This is a genomic window from Lysinibacillus sp. C5.1, from assembly GCF_016350185.1.
GTDB lineage: Bacteria > Bacillota > Bacilli > Bacillales_A > Planococcaceae > Lysinibacillus > Lysinibacillus sphaericus.
The window spans coordinates 1,526,425-1,544,599 of record NZ_CP066226.1 but is presented as its reverse complement, the minus strand read 5'-3'; the positions used below and the strand labels follow the sequence as shown (position 1 = coordinate 1,544,599).

The following is an 18,175-nucleotide window of genomic DNA, read 5'->3' as shown; positions in this document are numbered from 1 at the left end:
CGAATTTTACACACGCAGGATGATTGCATCATCTAGAAGGAAGCTTGCAACTTAACGAAAAATATCATTGAACTTCGTTAAAATATCAAGTTGCTTTGCTTCTGAACCTTTCCAGCTCACATTTAACTGCGGGATTTCATCCAATGTTGCGCGATCTTTTACAGCTATATCATGATTGCCAGGTAGTAGATAAGCATCTGCCACTAGTTTTTGTCCTTCATCTGAAAGTAAAAAATTCACATAGGCCTGCGCACCTTCCACATTTTTAGCATCTTTCATAATGCCTACTGCTCGCGGACTAACAACCGTTCCACTCTTCGGATAAACAATTTCTACTGGTTCCCCACTCGCTTTCGCTTTATACGCCATATAGTCAACACCTGAAATGGTTGCATTTTTATCACCTGTAATAACAGCATCCAATGCTTCCTTATTGGCTCCATTCACTTGTAGTCCATTGTTTTTCCATGCTTGGATTGTATCCCATGCCGATTTTTCCGCTTCTGTATAACCGTAAATAAAATCAACAGCAGATCCAGACAAACTTGGATCAGGAATATTTATTTTACCTTGCCACTGTGCTTTAGCTAAATCTGTCCATTCGCTTGGTATGTCTTTCGTATTTTTCGTATTGTAGGCAATGCCTAATGCCGATGCGCTATAGCCATAATAATAGCCTTCTGCATCTGACCAATCGGGGTTCATTTTACTAGCATTTTCAGCTTCTTTGTAACTTTGTAATTGGTTGGCTTCCTTTAATCCATCCATTGATGCAATAGAAGCTAGCACAACGACATCTGCGACCGGATTATTTTTCTCTGCTTCTAAACGCGATAAAATTTTGCCCGTTGTCCCTTGGAACATCTCTACTTTCATGCCCGTTTTTTCTTCAAAAGCTTGTTGAATATTTGCTGCCAAGCCATCAGGACCAGCAGAATAGACGGTTAGTGTTTGCACTTCATTTGGCTTTGCACTGGCTGCATCATTCTTCACACTGTCAGTCGACTTAGTAGCGTTGCACCCTGCTAATGTTAATGCCACAAGAAAGCTCGCTGTTGCTAATAATTTGAAACGCTTTTTCACTGTAAACCCTCCAATTGATAGATTTGTTTAGTATCCACAAAAACTTCCAGTTGCTGTCCGTGTTCAAGCGGTACAGCTTCATAAAAGCTCCATTGCTTCCCTTCAACTTGCGCATGTACTAAATAGCGATCACCAACAAAAGTACTTTTCACAATCATTGCCTGTTTCGCAATGCTTCCAGGATAGTGTTTTCTCGATACTCCCTCTGGACGTACAATTCGATTCCCTTTACCGAACCAATTGACCTTCCCTATAAAATCCGCTACATAAGGTGTTGCTGGCGTATGATAAATTTCCTCAGGTGATCCAACCTGCGCAATTTTACCTGATTCCATCACAATTATTTGATCCGACATCGTCATAGCTTCTGTTTGATCATGTGTTACAAAAATAGCTTGGCAATCCAGTTCATGAATAATATGCATAATTTCATCCTGCATTTTTTCTCTAAGTACGGCATCTAACGCTGATAATGGTTCATCAAATAAAATTAACTTTGGATTCGTTGCCAATGCCCTTGCCAATGCAACTCGTTGTTGTTGGCCTCCCGATAATTGTCCCGGCTTACGTTTTTCATATCCTTCCATCTTCACTAACCGCATCACATATGCTACTCGCTCTGATATTTCTTCTTTTGGCATCATTCCTTTTAAGCCGAATGCGATGTTTTGGAAAATGGTCATATGAGGCCATAATGCGAAATCTTGAAAGACCATGGCAATATTGCGTTTATTTGGTTTAACATTTTTGTGAAGCTTAGACGAATAAATAATTGTGTCATCGAATGCAATTTCACCATTTGTTGGCTTTTCAAGACCAGCTAGTATTTTCAATAATGTCGTTTTCCCACAGCCCGATTGTCCTAAAATTGTAATGAACTTACTATCTAATTCCACATTAATGGGCCATAACGCTTGTGCCTGTCCATATTTTTTCTCTAAGTTCGTTATTGAGATTTTCATGGTATCCTCCTCGTCTATCTCTACTATAGTTTCCAGATATTTAGAAAATATTAACCTACTATTAATATGTCGTTAAAAAAAGTCTAATAAACTTAAGGAAATGCAATACTTTTTCGAATTTCCTTTAGGAGGCTAAAATGAATCATCTGAAATTACAGGCATTTTGTTTACTCGTCGATTTTAAAAAATTAGCTCCTGTCGCTAAAGAGCTAGGTATTACGCCGCCTACGGTGTCCTTTCATATTCGCTCGATTGAAGAAGAGTACGGGATACGTTTGTTTCGCACAAATGCGGGTGGCTATCGTTTAACAGAAGCTGGAGAGGGGCTCTATCACTACGCAAGACAAATCGTCCAACTACAAAACGATATGAATCGTTTCATTGAAAATCTATTAGCAGGCAATATTGGCTCCATTCGATTAGGTGCAAGTGCCCTACCCGCGCATATTTATATGCCTGAAATTATTAATCAAATTTCCACTGCATATCCTGACATCCGTATATCCTTAGAGGTTAAAACAGCACCTGAAATTGAAAAAATGGTAGCCCTGCAAGAACTAGATTTTGGGTTAATTATGGAAACAAAGCAAGAAAACAAAGCATTAATCTATGAAACAATTGGTGAAGATTCGCTTGTTTTAGCTCTAAGCCCTCGTCACGAGCTGGCAGCAAAAAAGGACATCTCGCAATCCGATGTCCTTAAAAACAAAGTATTATTACATACTTCCTCTAGTTCAACCAATCATTTTATCGAAAAATGGTTGGACCCTTTCCAACCAGCATTTAATACCATTGAACTCGATTCTGTAAGTACGATAAAAAAAATGCTGACGTTTGGTAAAACCATTGCTTTTCTTTCCGTTTCCCTTATCGAGGACGAACTGCAATCTGGCTTATTAATCAAAAAAGATTTAAATGATATTACGCTAAAACGGAAAATCCAACTAGTTTACCCGCAATCTAGACTAGACAATCAAATTGATGTATTTGTCAAAAAAGTGATTTACGATTTAGCACAAAAAATCAAAACATAGTCCGCTTCAAGCAATGAGTCTCACAGCATCAACCAACTGTGAGCTCTCCCTCATCTATCTGCACAAAATAACTTTCAACTTACTCCCTTTTTCAACATATTTACTAAAAAAATTCAGTAATCTGACATAATTACATAGCAACCATTAATAACATGGATAGAAGACATGTTGTGCTCTAACGAAAGGAGGAATGACAAGTTGCTTACCGAATTGCTTCAGAGTGAGACTATCCAAATCACAAACGAAGTAGCAAACTGGCAGGATGCTATACGCATTGCTGCATCACCACTCTTACAGCAAAACAAAATAGAAAAGCGCTATATCCAAGCCATGATCGATTCCATCGAACAACACGGTCCCTATGTTGTACTTACACCTAAAGTAGCAATTCCACATGCGCGGCCATCTGACGGGGTAAACGAATTATCAATGAGTTTATTAGTTTTACAAAAACCTGTATATTTCGGACCCGATAAACCTGTGTATGTAATCATTATTTTAGCAGCGACAGATCATACAACCCATTTACAGGCATTAGTCGATTTAACACAAGTCTTACAAGAACCTAGCCAAATCGATAACATTATCGGATGTAAGCGTGCAAAATGCGTCATGGATAAAATCAAACAATATGCAACAAAGGAGCAATTATAAATGAAAATTTTAGTCGTTTGTGGAAATGGCTTAGGCAGTAGCTTCATGATGGAACTGACTATCAAAAAAGCATTGCTAGAACTCAGCAAAGAAGCAGAGGTAACGCATACTGATTTAACATCTGCAACTTCTGAAAAGGCTGATATTTATATTGGTGCAGGAGATATCGTCGACCAACTAGATAATGGTGTGCGAAAAGTTGTGCGAATCGTCAATATGATGAGTATCCCAGAAATCAAAGGAAAACTTGCCCCACTATTGTAATGGACAATATGATGTGCAGTTGTAACGCTTACGCTGCTTTTAAAATTGGATAAGATGAGGTGTTGGTATGTTAGATGTTATGATGAATGACATTTTAGGTACACCAGCAATACTAGTCGGCCTATTTGCGCTTGTCGGCTTATTAATCCAAAAGAAATCTGCTTCAACTGTTCTTTCAGGGACGTTAAAAACTATTATGGGCTTTGTCATTTTAGGTGCCGGTGCAGCTGTTTTAATTGGTTCTTTAACTCACTTTAGCAAAATGTTCGATCATGCCTTTCAGGTACAAGGGGTTATCCCCAATAATGAAGCCATTGTTGCTGTGGCACAAACGACATTTGGCACATCCACAGCCTTGATTATGGTATTCGGGATGGTAATGAATCTTTTGCTAGCGCGATTTACGCCTTTAAAATATATTTTTTTAACTGGTCATCATACATTATTTATGGCGTGTTTAATCGCAGCTTCCCTCTCTGTTGGGGGGATGAGTGGCGCTCCTCTCATTATTTTCGGTTCTATATTGTTAGGTTTATGTATGGTGATTTTCCCTGCCATTTTACAACCTACCGTGCGTCAAATAACAGGAAATAATGACTTTGCAGTTGGGCATTTTGGCAGCATTGGCTACTATGTATCTGCTAAAATTGGTCAACTATTTGGCAACAAAGCCAAGTCGACTGAAGCAATAGCAGTGCCTAAATCACTTGGATTTTTAAGAGATACATCCGTTGCCATTTCCTTAACAATGAGCTTATTTTTCATTGTTGTCGCTTTATTCGCAGGTCGTTCTTATATTGAAGCGCAATTATCCGGGGGATCGAACTTCATAGTTTTCGCGATTATCCAAGCGATTACCTTTGCAGCGGGGGTCTATATTATCCTTGCGGGTGTTCGTATGCTGATTGCAGAAATTATTCCTGCATTTAAAGGGATTGCTGATAAGCTCGTACCAAACGCTAAACCTGCTTTAGATTGCCCGACAATTTTCCCCTTCGCACCGAATGCCGTTATAATCGGTTTCCTCTTTAGCTTTTTAGCTGGCTTATTGTCCATGTTTGCCCTGCCGCTGATCGGGCTTAAAGTTATTGTTCCTGGCCTAGTACCACATTTCTTTACAGGTGCTGCGGCAGGTGTTTTCGGTAATGCAACGGGTGGTCGTATTGGCTCCATGGCAGGTGCATTTGCTAACGGGATAATCATTAGCTTTATTCCAGCGATTCTCCTTATCTTTATGGGTGATATCGGCTACGAAGGAACAACATTTGGTGATTCTGACTTTGGCATCGTAGGCATTATTATTATTAATATTTTAAAATTATTTGGTGCGGTGTAAGCACATCACTTCATATTTAAAAACTCGTTCTAACATGCAGAACGAGTTTTTAAATTGTCAGAATTGTTCGGGTGACTGGCACGACTATCTTTTTTACTTGGCACTGATTATAATTAGTTATGTCTTGTTATAACGAGTTATAAAAGGAGTAAAATCAGTGAAAAACTTTTATCGTTTATTTGCGACACTGGCTCTACTAGTAGGTCTATTAGTAGCTTGTGGTAACCAAGAAAAAGAAGGGACTGCAAACGAACCTGTTGAATTAACAATTTCTGCGGCAGCTAGTTTACAGGATGCCTTAGAAGAACTTAAAACAACGTATGAAAAAGAACACGATTCGGTCAATATCCTCTATAACTTTGGCGGCTCTGGTGCATTGCAACAACAAATTTTACAAGGTGCACCGGTGGATTTATTCTTTTCAGCAGCGAAAGATAAATTCGACGCCCTAGTAGAAAAAGAAATGATTGAACAACAGCAAGGAACAGATCTTTTAGCTAATGAGTTAGTATTAATCGTTCCTAAAAACAACGAAAAGCAAATCCATTCCTTTGACGATTTACTTCAAGCAGGAAAAATTGCGCTTGGCACACCCGAAACGGTTCCTGCTGGGCAGTATGGCGTCGACACATTAAAAAGCATGCAGCTTTGGGAATCACTTGCATCTAAAATGGTATATACAAAAGATGTGCGTCAAGTACTTACTTATACTGAAAGCGAAAATGTAGATGCTGGCATCGTTTATAAAACAGATGCCCTCGTCTCTGATAAAGTCGATGTCATTGCGACTGCCGATGATGCGACCCATGCACCGATTATTTATCCTGTAGGCGTCCTAAAAGCGAGTAAGCATGGACAAGAGGCAAAAGATTTTTATCAATTTTTACAAAGTGATGAGGCAATGAATATTTTCAAAAAGTATGGCTTTAAAGGAGCTCAATAAATGGGTACCGATTTTTGGTCTCCTCTTAGGCTTTCCATTGAAATTGCCTTTGTTGCTGGAATTACTGCTATTATAGTTGGTATTTTAATGGGTAAATGGATGGCAACTCGCCATTTTAAAGGCAAACTCTTGTTAGAAACGGTGTTGCTTTTACCCTTAGTATTACCTCCTACTGTAGTTGGTTTTCTGCTCATCGTTATTTTTGGAAAAAATAGTGTATTAGGAAATCTAATTATGTGGCTTTTCGATCAACCAATCATGTTCACATGGTGGGCTGCCGTCATCGCTTCTACAATTGTTGCCTTTCCATTAATGTATCAATCTGCGAAAACGGGCTTTGCCTCTGTAGATAAAGATATTGAAAATGCAGCACGTGTTGATGGGGCGAATGAATGGCAAGTCTTTGTTTGTGTATCTATTCCGCTCGCATTAAAGGCACTTGTATCTGGTGGAATTTTAAGCTTTACACGTGCTTTAGGGGAGTTTGGGGCGACCTTGATGTTTGCGGGGAACATTCCAGGAAAAACACAAACAACACCGCTAGCGATTTATATGGCACTTGATTCAGGTAACATGACGCTAGCTTGGACATGGGTTTTGTGCATGATTGCTATTTCCTTTCTAATGCTTCTTAGTATCCATTTACTAAAAGTATAAAAGAGAACAAGTGTTGGATTGATTGCAGTCAATCCAACACTTTTTTGCTCTATCATTGATGTCTGCTACGGGTGGTCTCTTTTCGCTCAGTACAGTAAGCCACCACCCTCTGCTTGACCGCTAAATGCCCTCGTCTTACGGTTGAACAGGAGTCGCCTCTCATCGCACTCATCAACTAGTTTTAACTTCTAACCAAAATTTATAAACAGCTTTCCTCTGTTCCTTCAATAAATTTTTTTATTTTGTCCCAGCTTTTTTGATAGCTGTTAACTACGGCTGATGCTCTCGTAGCGCTACTTACCGCATAGTCTCTTTCATCATCCCCCGCTAATTGGTGGGATAAAGGCGATAGTATCACCCGATTGAACAATTGTCGTATCAGTTGCAAATTCTTCATTGACTGCTGTCATTATTTGTTGTAATGATAGCTGCGGATAGTGCTTTTCTAGCCACTCTTTTAACTGAGCAACTGTGACATCTGACAGCTCTACCTTGAGTTGTGATTCACCAACTTGTTCCTGTAAGTGCGCAAATAATAAGATGTTAATCACGCTTTCCTTTCCTCCTCCCGAATAACTGGTTTTCCTTGTGGATAGGGGATATTTTCTAATTGGTCACCAATCCATTCCGTCCCGTCCTCCCAATGCTCTTTTTTCCATATTGGAACAATTTGTTTAATGCGATCAATCGCATATTCATTTGCCATATACGCCACTTTACGATGTGGCGATGACACAGCAATAACAACAGCTATGTCTGAAATATCCAAGCGACCTACTCGATGCGTAATAGCCACTATCGCTTCTGGCCACTGCTCTTGTATTTCCTTTGCAATCTGTTCAAACATTTTTATCGCCATCGCGGGATAGGCTTGATATTCTAAATGCAATGTTTTTTTACCATTTGTAATTTCACGTACTGTGCCGATAAATAGTGTAACGGCACCAGCATTTCGATTTAGTACTTTTTGTCTTACTTGCTCGACATCAATCGGTTGGTCGATAATTTCAAACAACGCTACCGTCATGGTCTTCCCTCATTTCTTTCAACAAAAATTCCATATATTTTCTTTCTTCATAAATTGAATACGCTGGGATTGTTAACGGTGGATCCAGTGGATAGCTCGGCCAATAAATAACACAAATAATATTGGTTACTTGCTGCAATAGCACTTGGTCCTGTGCTGTTCGGAGTAGTACTACTTTTGGATAATGTTCCTGTTTATATCCTTCAATCAGCACGATATCCATCGAAAAGGAAGCATAGATTGCTAGAATTTCAGCTAATCGCCAGCTATTTTGGTGAATACTCATACGTAAAGTACCCTCCCCTTCCACAGCAGTCACAATCGCACCTGCCTGCTCATGCCGACTACTATCTTTGGACGTTTCGATCATTGGCGCACCACCATGTCCGTGATGCTTAATCGTTCCTACTCGTAGCCCTTCCAGTGAAGCTTGTTTAATTAATTGCTCCATCAATGTTGTCTTTCCACTATTTTGATAGCCAACTATCTGTAAGATTTTTCGAACTTGTCCCAAGGCCACTCACTTCCTTGTAAATCTTCTAACAATAAGACTGCTACGGACATGCCTCTTTCATAACCTCGTGAACCACCTGGTAAAACGATAAAAGCATTAGCTGTCGCCAACGAAGAAACGGCACTCGATTTATCAAAACCAGATGGCATAGCAACTAGCTGCCCTGTTTCGTAATAAGCTGTCGCGCGCATAAAACGTGTAAAGGGATTCGGCTTTGTAAAATCCGCCCCTAATATAGCTTGCTCTCTGCGTAAATGAGGTTGCGGATGACAATAGGCAGTGCGTATAATGGGGCGTACAAATAGTTCAAAACCAACATAGCAGGCTGAAGGATTACCAGAAAGGCCGAATAACAATTTACCATTGCAAGCAGCGACAGTAGTTACACTGCCTGGACGCATTGCTACTTTATTAAATAATACCTTTGCATCCATCGCCTGATAAATGGCCGGTAAATAATCATAATCACCTACGGAAACGCCCCCCGTTGTAATTAGAATATCTACTTCCTGCAATGCTTTTTCCACGATTTTAATACATAATGCCAAATCATCGCTAAACTTGCCAAAATATTTGACTTCTGCGCCTGCACGTTCAATTTGTGCCATCATCATATAAGCATTACTATTTCGAATTTTGCCCGGCTGTAAACATTCACCTGGCTCTAGTAATTCGCTACCCGTGGCTATCACACCAATGATCATTTTACGATAAACTGGTACTTGCTCGTAGCCAAACGTAGCGAGTAAAGCCATCACACCGGGGTTAATATATTGACCTTTGTCAATAAGGATTGTACCCTGCTGTACATCTTCCCCCTTGTAGGAAATATTAGTCCCCGCTTCAATAGAGCGTTTAATCGACATATACTTTTGTTGATTTTCTTCAAAAGTATGGGTTATTTCTAGCATAACCACCGCATCACAGCCTTGTGGTATCGGTGCCCCTGTCATAATGCGAACAGCTTGACCTTTCTCCACTACACTGTCATAGACATAGCCTGCGCCAATTTCCCCAACGACCTGAAATCGAACTGGCTGCTGTGAACAAGCGCCTTGACTATCAATGGAACGAATGGCATAGCCATCATACGGTGAACGATCAAAAGCTGGGACATCTTGATCGGCTCGAATCGCTTCTGCTATAAAGCGACCATGGGCTTGTGTTAATGGTACAAGTTCATTTTTTGCTTGAAAGGCATAGTCCATTACACGATGAACAGCTTCTGCCACAGGAATTGGTTGTCTTTTTTCTAGCATTTAGCACACTCCTTTAACCTAATAAACGATAGTAAATTGTTTTAGCTTTTTGTATATCTTGTATACCATGAATCACAACTCGCCCATCTTGAAAAATAACGATTCGATAATCGTCCGCTTGACAAGAAAGCAAATAAGGATTCATCTGAATTTCACCATAGGAACGAAGCTGATGTGCCAACTGCTCGAACGGATAGTAAATGGGCTTTGGTGGTCGAATTTGCACAGCGTCCCGTCCACAAAGTATTTGTAATTTCGTTTGATTTTCATAGGATAAGTAAGGATATGTTGGCGCATTGCCACAAGATGGACAGTCTGCCTGTCTCATTTTAGCGACATTGATTTCATAGTGTTGATTTTGCCAAACATCAAATGTTAAATAGCTTTTTCGTAGCGCTTTGTCATCTCCAACAAGCACTTTTAACACTTCAGCCACTTGATATGCGGCAACGATTTGAACCGTTGGGCTAATAATACCTACCGTATCACAAGTCATCCCTGTTTGGGGTATTGCTTTTAATAAGCAGTGCAAACAAGGTGTTTTGCCTGGCACAATCGTATAGGTTGCGCCATAACTACCGACACAAGAGCCGTACACCCACGGAATTCGATACTTTTGTGCAAGGTCATTCATTAGAAAACGCACATCAAAATTATCGGTCGCATCAACCATTACATCTACATCTTTTAGCAATGGTAGCAAAGTCTCTAAACATGCATCCATAATGGCAACATTGATTTCAACCTCTGTGTTAATTTCTTGCAGACGTTTTTTAGCTGCGATGACTTTTGGCATTTTTTCTTGGGCATCTTGCTCTGTATATAATTGTTGTCTTTGTAAATTACTCCACTCTACATAATCACGATCAATCAGTGTTAACTTGCCGATACCAGCACGTACAAGCGCTTCGGCACTAGCACTCCCCAATGCACCGACACCTATTAAAAGGGCATGTTTTTGTTGGATTGATACTTGCCCAGATTGTCCGATAGGGGTAAATAATTGTTGTCTCGAATATCTATTTTGCATACGTATAGAGCCTTTCTTTCTATGAATTTCGTTTGACCTTTTTATTTATAGCATTATAATAAAAGCAATGTTTTTTAGTAATTTTGAAGGAGGTCTTAACTGTGCATCCCACACATCATCAGCAACCCATTCAAGTTGCTCTTTTAACTGTCAGTGACACACGCACAAAGGCAAATGATCACGCTGGACAGCGTATTCAAACTTTACTTCAAGAAGCAACATTCGAAGTAGTGGACTACCAACTCACAAAGGATGAACCACGGGATATCGCTCGTTATGTGAAACAGTGGTCCAGTGATCCATCCATCAATACCATTATCGTAACGGGCGGAACAGGCTTTACACCAAGAGACCAAACTTACGATACCATTTTGCCTCTTTTCGAAAAGGAAATGATGGGATTTGGTGAGTTATTTCGAACACTTAGCTATGACGAAATTGGCCCAAGGGCAATGTTTAGTCGTGCCACTGCTGGGACTATTCAACAAACAGCCATCTATGTTTTACCTGGTTCCACAAATGCGGTATCACTAGCTATGACGAAACTTATAGTACCCACTGTTCAACATTTTGTTGGTGAGTTGAATCGTCTATGAAAATTGCAGGGATTATATTAGCAGGTGGTCAATCCTCTCGATATGGTAAACCTAAAATGTTCGAGCTGTTTGCTGGGCAGCCTTTATACAAGCATAGTCTTATCGCTTTACAAAAAAATCAGCTATCGCCTATTATTATTGCTACAAACGCACAGTTACAACATCAGTTTGAGCAGGAAAACGTCCAATGGATTATCGACAAACAGCTACATCAAGGACCACTTTTTGCTTTACATCATATCATGACAGCCTACCCTGATGTGGAATGGTTTTTTGTCGTGGCTAGCGATATGCCTTATATGAATGCTGATTTTATCAAAAAAATGGTCGGTCGAATAAGTGACGATTATGATGCAATCGTTCCTATGCAGGCGCAAAAACATCAGCCATTAGCTGCATTATTTCGACGTACAGCTTTACCTAAAGCACAACAATTAACGAAACAAAACAAACGAAGTATGAAAGTACTGTTAGAGCAACTGCGAGTTTGTTACGTCCCTTTTGATGACGATGACACAACATTTATCAATATTAATGCACAACAAGACTGGTCTCAAACAAGGAAAAAGGAGTCTAATAATGAATAATTTTACACACTGGAACGCAGAAGGTCGTCCTAAAATGGTTGATATTTCAGAAAAAGAAATCACAACACGTACAGCCATTGCGCGTAGTACAATCACGTTATCCGATGCTGTCTATGAAGCCATCCAACAAGGTGGCATTAAAAAAGGCGATCCAACACAAGTTGCCCAAATTGCAGGGATTATGGGGGCTAAAAAGACCGCTGATCTTATTCCCATGTGCCATCCCATCATGTTACAAGGCACGGACTTCCAATTTAACTATGACAAAGTAGAGAAGGGCTATGAGCTTCATATTCAAGCTACAGTCAAATGTAGTGGGAAAACTGGTGTTGAAATGGAAGCCCTCACAGCTGTGACAATCGCTGCCTTAACTTTTTATGATATGTGTAAAGCAGTTGATAAAACGATGGTCATTAAAGACACCTATCTTGTTGAAAAAACGGGTGGGAAAAGTGGCACTTTTGTGCATAAATAAACAGAAAAATTCGGCAGCACTTTGCCGATTTTTTCTGTTTTTTTCGCACTACCCCCCAATATGAGACATTTCAATTTTTGCATTTTTCCTTGTTGTCATCGTTTGTTCATTGCGTTCATCTGAGTAACGATCGTCCCTTGTTTCCCATACCTTTGATACACATTCACGGATAGCGGCATCATCTTGTCCTGTTCGTAACAGCTCTCTTAAATCTGTTCCCTCTGTTGCAAATAAACAAGTATATAAGGTCCCTTCTGCTGAGAGACGAGCACGTGAACAATCGGAACAGAAGGAATCTGTAACGGATGAAATCACACCTATTTCCCCTTGTGCATCTTGATATTGATAACGTGATGCCACTTCCCCTTTGTAATTAGGCGCTACTTGTTGTAGCGGAGAAAACTGATGGACTCGCTCAATAATATCCTGCTTCGACACAACATCCTGTAAGTTCCAACCATTCGAATTGCCTACATCCATATATTCAATAAAACGTAAAATATGCTGTTTTTCTTTAAAATATTGTGCCATTGTAACAATATCTTGGTCATTCTTTCCTTTTTGCACAACCATATTAATTTTCACTTGTAAACCTGCTTCCGCAGCCTTTTCTATGCCCTCTAACACCGTTAATACCTTACCTCGATGTCCATTCATCTCCAAAAATCGTTCATCATTCAATGAATCTAGACTAACAGAAACGCGAGTTAAGCCTGCTTGAGCCAATGCTTGTGCATATTTTTTTAATAAAGTGCCATTTGTTGTTAAAGCAATATCTTCTACACCTTCAATGCGGTGAATGCGTGCAATTAATGCTGGTAAATCACGACGAAGCAAGGGCTCTCCACCTGTAATTCGTATTTTTTTCACATTCAACGACACAAATATTTTTACTAATCGTTCAATCTCATCAAAAGTTAATATTTTATTAGATGGTAAAAATGCATAATCTGGACCAAATACTTCAGCTGGCATACAATAGCGGCAACGGAAATTACAGCGATCTGTTACAGATATTCTTAAATCTCTTAAAGGTCTATTGAATTGGTCTTGTAGATTTGGCATTTAATCTCCTTCTTTCAGTGCATTCTGATCTGGTAATAGGATGCGTCGTGGCTGTGTATAAATATTCAAAGCTTGTTGTCGGATAAAACCTACCGTTGTAATGCCGAGCTGCTCGGCTAATTGTAATGCTAAGTCCGTTGGTGCTGATTTAGATAGCACAATTTCACAGCCTATTTTGGAGACCTTTAGTAAAATTTCTGACGATAGTCGTCCGCTAAAGACGATAATTTTATCTTGCATACTGATATTGTTGCGCAGACAATAGCCGTAAATTTTATCTAACGCATTATGACGTCCAATATCCATGCGACTTAAGACAATGCCATTGACATTACATAGTGCAGCATTGTGCACACCACCCGTTTGCTTAAAAATGTCTGCACCTTCCTGCATATCATGCATTAAACGGAAGCAATCCTCGGTTGTGATTTGCACATGCACATCGTCCATTTTTTTCGCCACTAATGCATCATTCGTAAAAACAAAGCCTTGTCGACTCATTCCACAACAAGAGGTAATATAGCGTTTGTTTTGCGTCTGCTGGTAATAGGGATTAACATGCTTTGTTTTAATATGCACAAAGCCTTCTTTTTCTTGGTGCCAAATTTCCTCAATATCATCAAAGCTACGAATAACTCGTTCAGAAGCTAAATAGCCAATAACCATATCTTCCACATACTCTGGTGAACATACCATCGTGACAAATTCTTGCTGATTGATTTTGACAGTTACAGCGTATTCTGTGACGATTACATCATCCATTTCTTTTACTTGCTGTCCTTCAACGCGCATAATTTTCCTTGTGATTGCTCGTTCCATAAGGCATCCCCTTTAGACACTGATATTCTTTTCAAAAACAAAGACGGAAATTGCAAAATCCTCTTCAATTTTAATATCTGAAAATAAGTGGAGCAATTTGCTGCCCATCAATTCTTCCATACCCTCTGGCGGTGATTGTGCATATAAATCTTGAATCATAGTTGTCCTTGCAGCATGCACCATTTTTAGCCCTTCTGGTGTACTGGCAATAAATTTTTCCGTTGGTGTTATATTTCCATACAAAGTAGATACAGCCATATTCTCGACAAAAACTGTATGAATACGCTCTGGACCTTTACCAAATACTTCTTTTCTTAATTTACGTATCATATCATTAAATTCATGTATTTTTTTAGACATAGCAACGATTCTCCCATCGTAATAAAACTTTTTTAGTCAATTTAATATGACGGTCACCCTTACAGTTTGTTAATGATATAGCAACTTGAAAAAAATTAAAAGAGAAAATACTTTTTGATAACCATTATCATCTAATAATTTTTTATGATAAATATTGTTCATTTTGTAGAAAAAGGCTATAATTATTGTTATTCCAAATGGAGTTTATCTATTTTGATCCCTTTCTCACGATGTTGGAAAGTGGTTTTAATAGTTATATTCTATTGTTATTTAACATAAAAGTAGATTGAGTTTTTAGCAAGACCTGCTAAGAATTTTATCCACCATGAATGATTAGCATGTCTTGGACATGTAATTTCATGGTGGATTTTTTTATTTTCACAAACCAAGACATGGAGTACTTGTTATGAACTAGACATTTAACTATTTCTAGGTAGATTAAAGACAAAGTGGGAATTACAATAATAACAAGACAATCAATTCAATCAACAACTCAATTCGTCATTCCCTTTTTGTCTTAAGCCGTAACAAGTTGTTTCATGAGTCTCAACGTGCAAAAGGAGGAAGTATCTTGACTCAAATTCTTATTAATGGGGTACCGTATGATGTCAAAGAAGGAGCTACAATACTTGATACCATTAATCAACATGACATTCCTCATCCACAGATTTGTCATGTGCCAGCTGTAGACCCAATCGAAACATGTGATACATGTATCGTGGAGGTAAATGGCCAATTAGTTCGTTCTTGCTCTACAAAGGCAGTAGAAGGCATGAATGTGTTATTAGCTTCTGACAAAGCTAAAGCGGCACAAACAGAAGCGATGGACCGTTTACTCGAAAACCATTTACTGTACTGTACAGTGTGTGATAATAACAACGGAAATTGCTCATTACACAATACAGCCGAATTAATGGAAATCGAACATCAAAAATATCCGTACAAACCAAAAGTTGAACCACATGAAGTAGACATGTCACACCCATTTTACCGATATGATCCGAACCAATGCATTGCATGCGGACAATGCGTAGAAGTTTGTCAAAATTTACAAGTAAACGAAACATTATCCCTCGATTGGGAGGCAGAAAGACCACGTGTAATTTGGGATAAAGGTGCTGCCATTAATGACTCTTCCTGTGTAAGCTGCGGACAATGTGTAACCGTTTGTCCTTGTAATGCTTTAATGGAAAAATCCATGCTTGGAGAGGCTGGATTTATGACGGGTTTAAAACAAGATATGTTAGATCCCATGATTCATTTGATTAAAGAAGTTGAACCAGGGTATAGCGGTATTTTTGCGGTTTCTGAAGTGGAAGCTGCCATGCGTAGTAAGCGCACGAAAAAAACAAAAACAGTTTGTACTTTCTGTGGTGTAGGTTGTTCATTCGAAGTTTGGACAAAAGACCGAAAAATTTTAAAAGTACAACCTTCTGATGGTCCGGTCAATGCCATTTCTACATGTGTAAAAGGAAAATTCGGTTGGGATTTCATCAATTCGGAAGAACGCATTACAAAACCACTTATTCGCAAAAATAATGAGTTTGTTGAATCTTCTTGGGATGAAGCGTTAGATTTAATCGCCACAAAACTTGGTGGCATTCAACAACAATATGGTCCAGGTTCTGTCGGTTTTATCTCTTCTTCTAAAATTACAAATGAAGAAAATTACTTAATACAAAAAATGGCACGTCAATTATTTGCAACAAATGACGTCGACAATTGCTCTCGTTATTGTCAGTCTCCCGCTACGGACGGTTTATTACGTACAGTAGGTTTAGGCGGTGACGCTGGTACGATTCAAGATATTGCCAAAGCAGGCCTTGTCATTATTGTTGGTGCTAACCCAGCTGAAGGCCATCCTGTTTTAGCAACACGTGTGAAACGTGCCCACAAATTACATGGTCAAAAATTAATCGTTGCCGATATTCGTAAACATGAAATGGCTGAGCGTTCAGACATCTTTATGCATCCAAAACAAGGTACTGACCAAGTGTGGATTATGGCAGTTACCAAATATATCATCGATCAAGGATGGCATGACGAAGCCTTTATTCAAGACAATGTCCTGCATTTTGAAGATTTTAAACAAGTGCTTGCAACCTATACCCTTGATTACGCTCAAGATATGACCGGAATTAGCAAGGAAACATTGATTGAAGTTGCTGAAATGATTCGTGATGCAGACGGCACTTGTGTTCTTTGGGGTATGGGTGTCACGCAAAATACGGGAGGCTCTTATACATCAGCGGCTATTTCGAATTTACTATTAGCAACTGGTAACTATCGTCGTCCTGGAGCTGGGGCTTACCCGCTACGCGGTCACAATAATGTTCAAGGTGCCTGTGATATGGGGACATTACCAAATCTATTGCCTGGCTACCAAAAAGTGACCGATGATGAAGCACGAGCAAAATTTGAAAAAGCTTATGGTGTCCCTATTCAATCTCAACCAGGTCGAAATAATATGCAAATGTTAGATGCTATTATGGAAGGTAAAATGAAAGCGATGTATTTAGTGGGCGAGGATATGGCACTTGTTGACTGTAATGCCAACCATGTAGATGAGGTTCTTTCACAAATAGAATTTTTTGTTGTCCAAGATTGCTTCCTATCACGTACTGCCCAATATGCAGATGTGATTTTACCAGCAGCCCCTTCGCTTGAAAAAGAAGGCACATTCACGAATACAGAACGTCGCGTTCAGCGTCTCTATCAAGTTTTGCCAACACTCGGTGAGTCAAAAGCAGATTGGGAAATCCTTCAAGCAGTCGCACGTCGATTAGGAGCAGATTGGCAGTATAATCATCCAAGCGACATTTTCGATGAAATGGCGAGTCTATCCCCCCTATTCTCACAAGCCAACTATGATGTTTTAGCAGGCTGGGGTAGCTTCTGTTGGGGTAGTCATGATGGAAAAGATACACCATTATTATATGAAGACGGATTTAACTTCCCTGATAAAAAAGCACGTTTTGCTTTACATGATTGGGTGCAACCGGTTGAATTTGAGGCACAATACGATTGTCATATTAATAACGGTCGTATGCTCGAGCACTTCCACGAAGGAAATCTAACAAATAAATCGAAAGGTATTCAATCAAAGGTACCTGAAATTTTCGTTGAAGTTTCACCACAATTGGCGAAAGAACGAGGCATTGAAGATGGCGCCCTACTCCGTTTAGTATCTCCATATGGCGCATTAAAGCTCAATGCATTAGTAACAGATCGCGTGCAAGGGAATGAATTATTTTTACCAATGAACTCTGTTAGCAAAGATTCAGCTATCAACTTCTTAACTGGTCCTGCAGCAGATATTAATACATCAACACCAGCCTACAAACAAACAAAAGTTCGAGTAGAAGTGCTAAAAGCAAAAGGCAAGACGCCGCTGCCACGCACTAACCCGCGCTATAAAAAGCGTCATCCTCAAAATGGTGTAGAGGTACAACGAAAATGGAATCGTCCTGGCTACGTTCACTTAACAACCCTAAATGAAAGAGAGTGAGA

Annotated in this window: 20 protein-coding genes; 10 read left to right on the top strand and 10 right to left on the bottom strand. The window is 39.4% G+C overall.

What is annotated here, in order from left to right:
• Positions 1 to 51: 51 nt before the first annotated feature.
• Together I5435_RS07245 and I5435_RS07240 are read right to left on the bottom strand one after the other, a co-directional pair.
• Positions 52 to 1,083, bottom strand: a complete 1,032-nt coding sequence (locus I5435_RS07245) for an ABC transporter substrate-binding protein (protein WP_258842254.1) — start codon at positions 1,081 to 1,083, stop codon at positions 52 to 54.
• On the bottom strand, positions 1,080 to 2,045 hold the full coding sequence (locus tag I5435_RS07240; RefSeq protein WP_258842253.1) for an ABC transporter ATP-binding protein: 966 nt from the start codon (positions 2,043 to 2,045) through the stop codon (positions 1,080 to 1,082). The genes I5435_RS07245 and I5435_RS07240 overlap by 4 nt, the downstream gene beginning before the upstream one ends.
• Positions 2,046 to 2,182: 137 nt before the next feature.
• Here I5435_RS07240 and I5435_RS07235 point away from each other — a divergent pair, with 137 nt between their 5' ends.
• The 6 genes from I5435_RS07235 to modB all read left to right on the top strand — a co-directional run bounded on the left by I5435_RS07235 (position 2,183) and on the right by modB (position 6,933).
• Entirely contained in the window at positions 2,183 to 3,079 is an 897-nt protein-coding gene (locus I5435_RS07235) for a LysR family transcriptional regulator (RefSeq protein ID WP_024362384.1), read from the top strand.
• A gap of 198 nt (positions 3,080 to 3,277) precedes the next feature.
• The gene (locus tag I5435_RS07230; protein ID WP_108029686.1) at positions 3,278 to 3,733 is read left to right on the top strand and encodes a PTS sugar transporter subunit IIA; all 456 of its coding nucleotides are present in this window, start codon (positions 3,278 to 3,280) and stop codon (positions 3,731 to 3,733) included.
• Entirely contained in the window at positions 3,734 to 3,997 is a 264-nt protein-coding gene (locus tag I5435_RS07225) for a PTS sugar transporter subunit IIB (RefSeq protein ID WP_108029685.1), read from the top strand.
• 67 nt (positions 3,998 to 4,064) lie between these two features.
• Positions 4,065 to 5,333: a PTS ascorbate transporter subunit IIC gene (locus I5435_RS07220; RefSeq protein WP_024362387.1), complete on the top strand. Its 1,269-nt coding sequence runs from the start codon at positions 4,065 to 4,067 to the stop codon at positions 5,331 to 5,333.
• Between the two features lie 157 nt (positions 5,334 to 5,490).
• Positions 5,491 to 6,276 (top strand): molybdate ABC transporter substrate-binding protein, encoded by a 786-nt coding sequence (gene modA / locus I5435_RS07215; protein ID WP_229389076.1) that lies wholly within the window; start codon positions 5,491 to 5,493, stop codon positions 6,274 to 6,276.
• On the top strand, positions 6,277 to 6,933 hold the full coding sequence (gene modB / locus I5435_RS07210; protein ID WP_024362389.1) for a molybdate ABC transporter permease subunit: 657 nt from the start codon (positions 6,277 to 6,279) through the stop codon (positions 6,931 to 6,933).
• A 317-nt stretch (positions 6,934 to 7,250) separates the two neighbouring features.
• Here the strand turns inward: modB and moaD are convergent, their stop codons facing one another.
• From moaD to I5435_RS07185, 5 genes are read right to left on the bottom strand one after another with little or no spacing between them, the layout of a single operon-like run.
• Complete coding sequence (moaD, locus tag I5435_RS07205) at positions 7,251 to 7,484, bottom strand: molybdopterin converting factor subunit 1 (protein ID WP_024362390.1); 234 nt, start codon at positions 7,482 to 7,484, stop codon at positions 7,251 to 7,253.
• A complete protein-coding gene (locus I5435_RS07200; RefSeq protein ID WP_258842252.1) occupies positions 7,481 to 7,960 on the bottom strand; it encodes a molybdenum cofactor biosynthesis protein MoaE in 480 nt (159 codons plus the stop codon). Before I5435_RS07200 ends, moaD begins: the two co-directional genes overlap by 4 nt.
• Entirely contained in the window at positions 7,941 to 8,474 is a 534-nt protein-coding gene (gene mobB / locus I5435_RS07195) for a molybdopterin-guanine dinucleotide biosynthesis protein B (RefSeq protein WP_024362392.1), read from the bottom strand. The genes I5435_RS07200 and mobB overlap by 20 nt, the downstream gene beginning before the upstream one ends.
• The gene (locus tag I5435_RS07190) at positions 8,444 to 9,733 is read right to left on the bottom strand and encodes a molybdopterin molybdotransferase MoeA (RefSeq protein ID WP_337983506.1); all 1,290 of its coding nucleotides are present in this window, start codon (positions 9,731 to 9,733) and stop codon (positions 8,444 to 8,446) included. Before I5435_RS07190 ends, mobB begins: the two co-directional genes overlap by 31 nt.
• Before the next feature lie 13 nt (positions 9,734 to 9,746).
• The gene (locus I5435_RS07185; protein WP_258842250.1) at positions 9,747 to 10,763 is read right to left on the bottom strand and encodes a thiazole biosynthesis adenylyltransferase ThiF; all 1,017 of its coding nucleotides are present in this window, start codon (positions 10,761 to 10,763) and stop codon (positions 9,747 to 9,749) included.
• A gap of 101 nt (positions 10,764 to 10,864) precedes the next feature.
• Here I5435_RS07185 and I5435_RS07180 point away from each other — a divergent pair, with 101 nt between their 5' ends.
• From I5435_RS07180 to moaC, 3 genes are read left to right on the top strand one after another with little or no spacing between them, the layout of a single operon-like run.
• Positions 10,865 to 11,359 carry a MogA/MoaB family molybdenum cofactor biosynthesis protein gene (locus tag I5435_RS07180; protein ID WP_024362395.1) on the top strand — a complete coding sequence of 165 codons (495 nt, stop codon included), beginning with the start codon at positions 10,865 to 10,867 and terminating at the stop codon, positions 11,357 to 11,359.
• Positions 11,356 to 11,946, top strand: a complete 591-nt coding sequence (gene mobA / locus I5435_RS07175) for a molybdenum cofactor guanylyltransferase (protein ID WP_024362396.1) — start codon at positions 11,356 to 11,358, stop codon at positions 11,944 to 11,946. Before I5435_RS07180 ends, mobA begins: the two co-directional genes overlap by 4 nt.
• Positions 11,939 to 12,421, top strand: a complete 483-nt coding sequence (moaC, locus tag I5435_RS07170; protein WP_024362397.1) for a cyclic pyranopterin monophosphate synthase MoaC — start codon at positions 11,939 to 11,941, stop codon at positions 12,419 to 12,421. Before mobA ends, moaC begins: the two co-directional genes overlap by 8 nt.
• Positions 12,422 to 12,469: 48 nt before the next feature.
• On the opposite strand, the gene moaA is transcribed toward moaC, so the two are convergent.
• The 3 genes from moaA to I5435_RS07155 are packed head-to-tail and all read right to left on the bottom strand — an operon-like array spanning position 12,470 to position 14,665.
• A complete protein-coding gene (moaA, locus tag I5435_RS07165; protein ID WP_025219004.1) occupies positions 12,470 to 13,486 on the bottom strand; it encodes a GTP 3',8-cyclase MoaA in 1,017 nt (338 codons plus the stop codon).
• Positions 13,487 to 14,305 (bottom strand): formate dehydrogenase accessory sulfurtransferase FdhD, encoded by an 819-nt coding sequence (gene fdhD / locus I5435_RS07160; protein WP_229389055.1) that lies wholly within the window; start codon positions 14,303 to 14,305, stop codon positions 13,487 to 13,489.
• A 12-nt stretch (positions 14,306 to 14,317) separates the two neighbouring features.
• Complete coding sequence (locus tag I5435_RS07155) at positions 14,318 to 14,665, bottom strand: Na-translocating system protein MpsC family protein (protein WP_025219003.1); 348 nt, start codon at positions 14,663 to 14,665, stop codon at positions 14,318 to 14,320.
• A gap of 571 nt (positions 14,666 to 15,236) precedes the next feature.
• Between I5435_RS07155 and fdhF the strand changes: the two genes are divergently transcribed.
• Entirely contained in the window at positions 15,237 to 18,173 is a 2,937-nt protein-coding gene (fdhF, locus tag I5435_RS07150) for a formate dehydrogenase subunit alpha (protein ID WP_258842248.1), read from the top strand.
• Positions 18,174 to 18,175 lie beyond the last annotated feature (2 nt).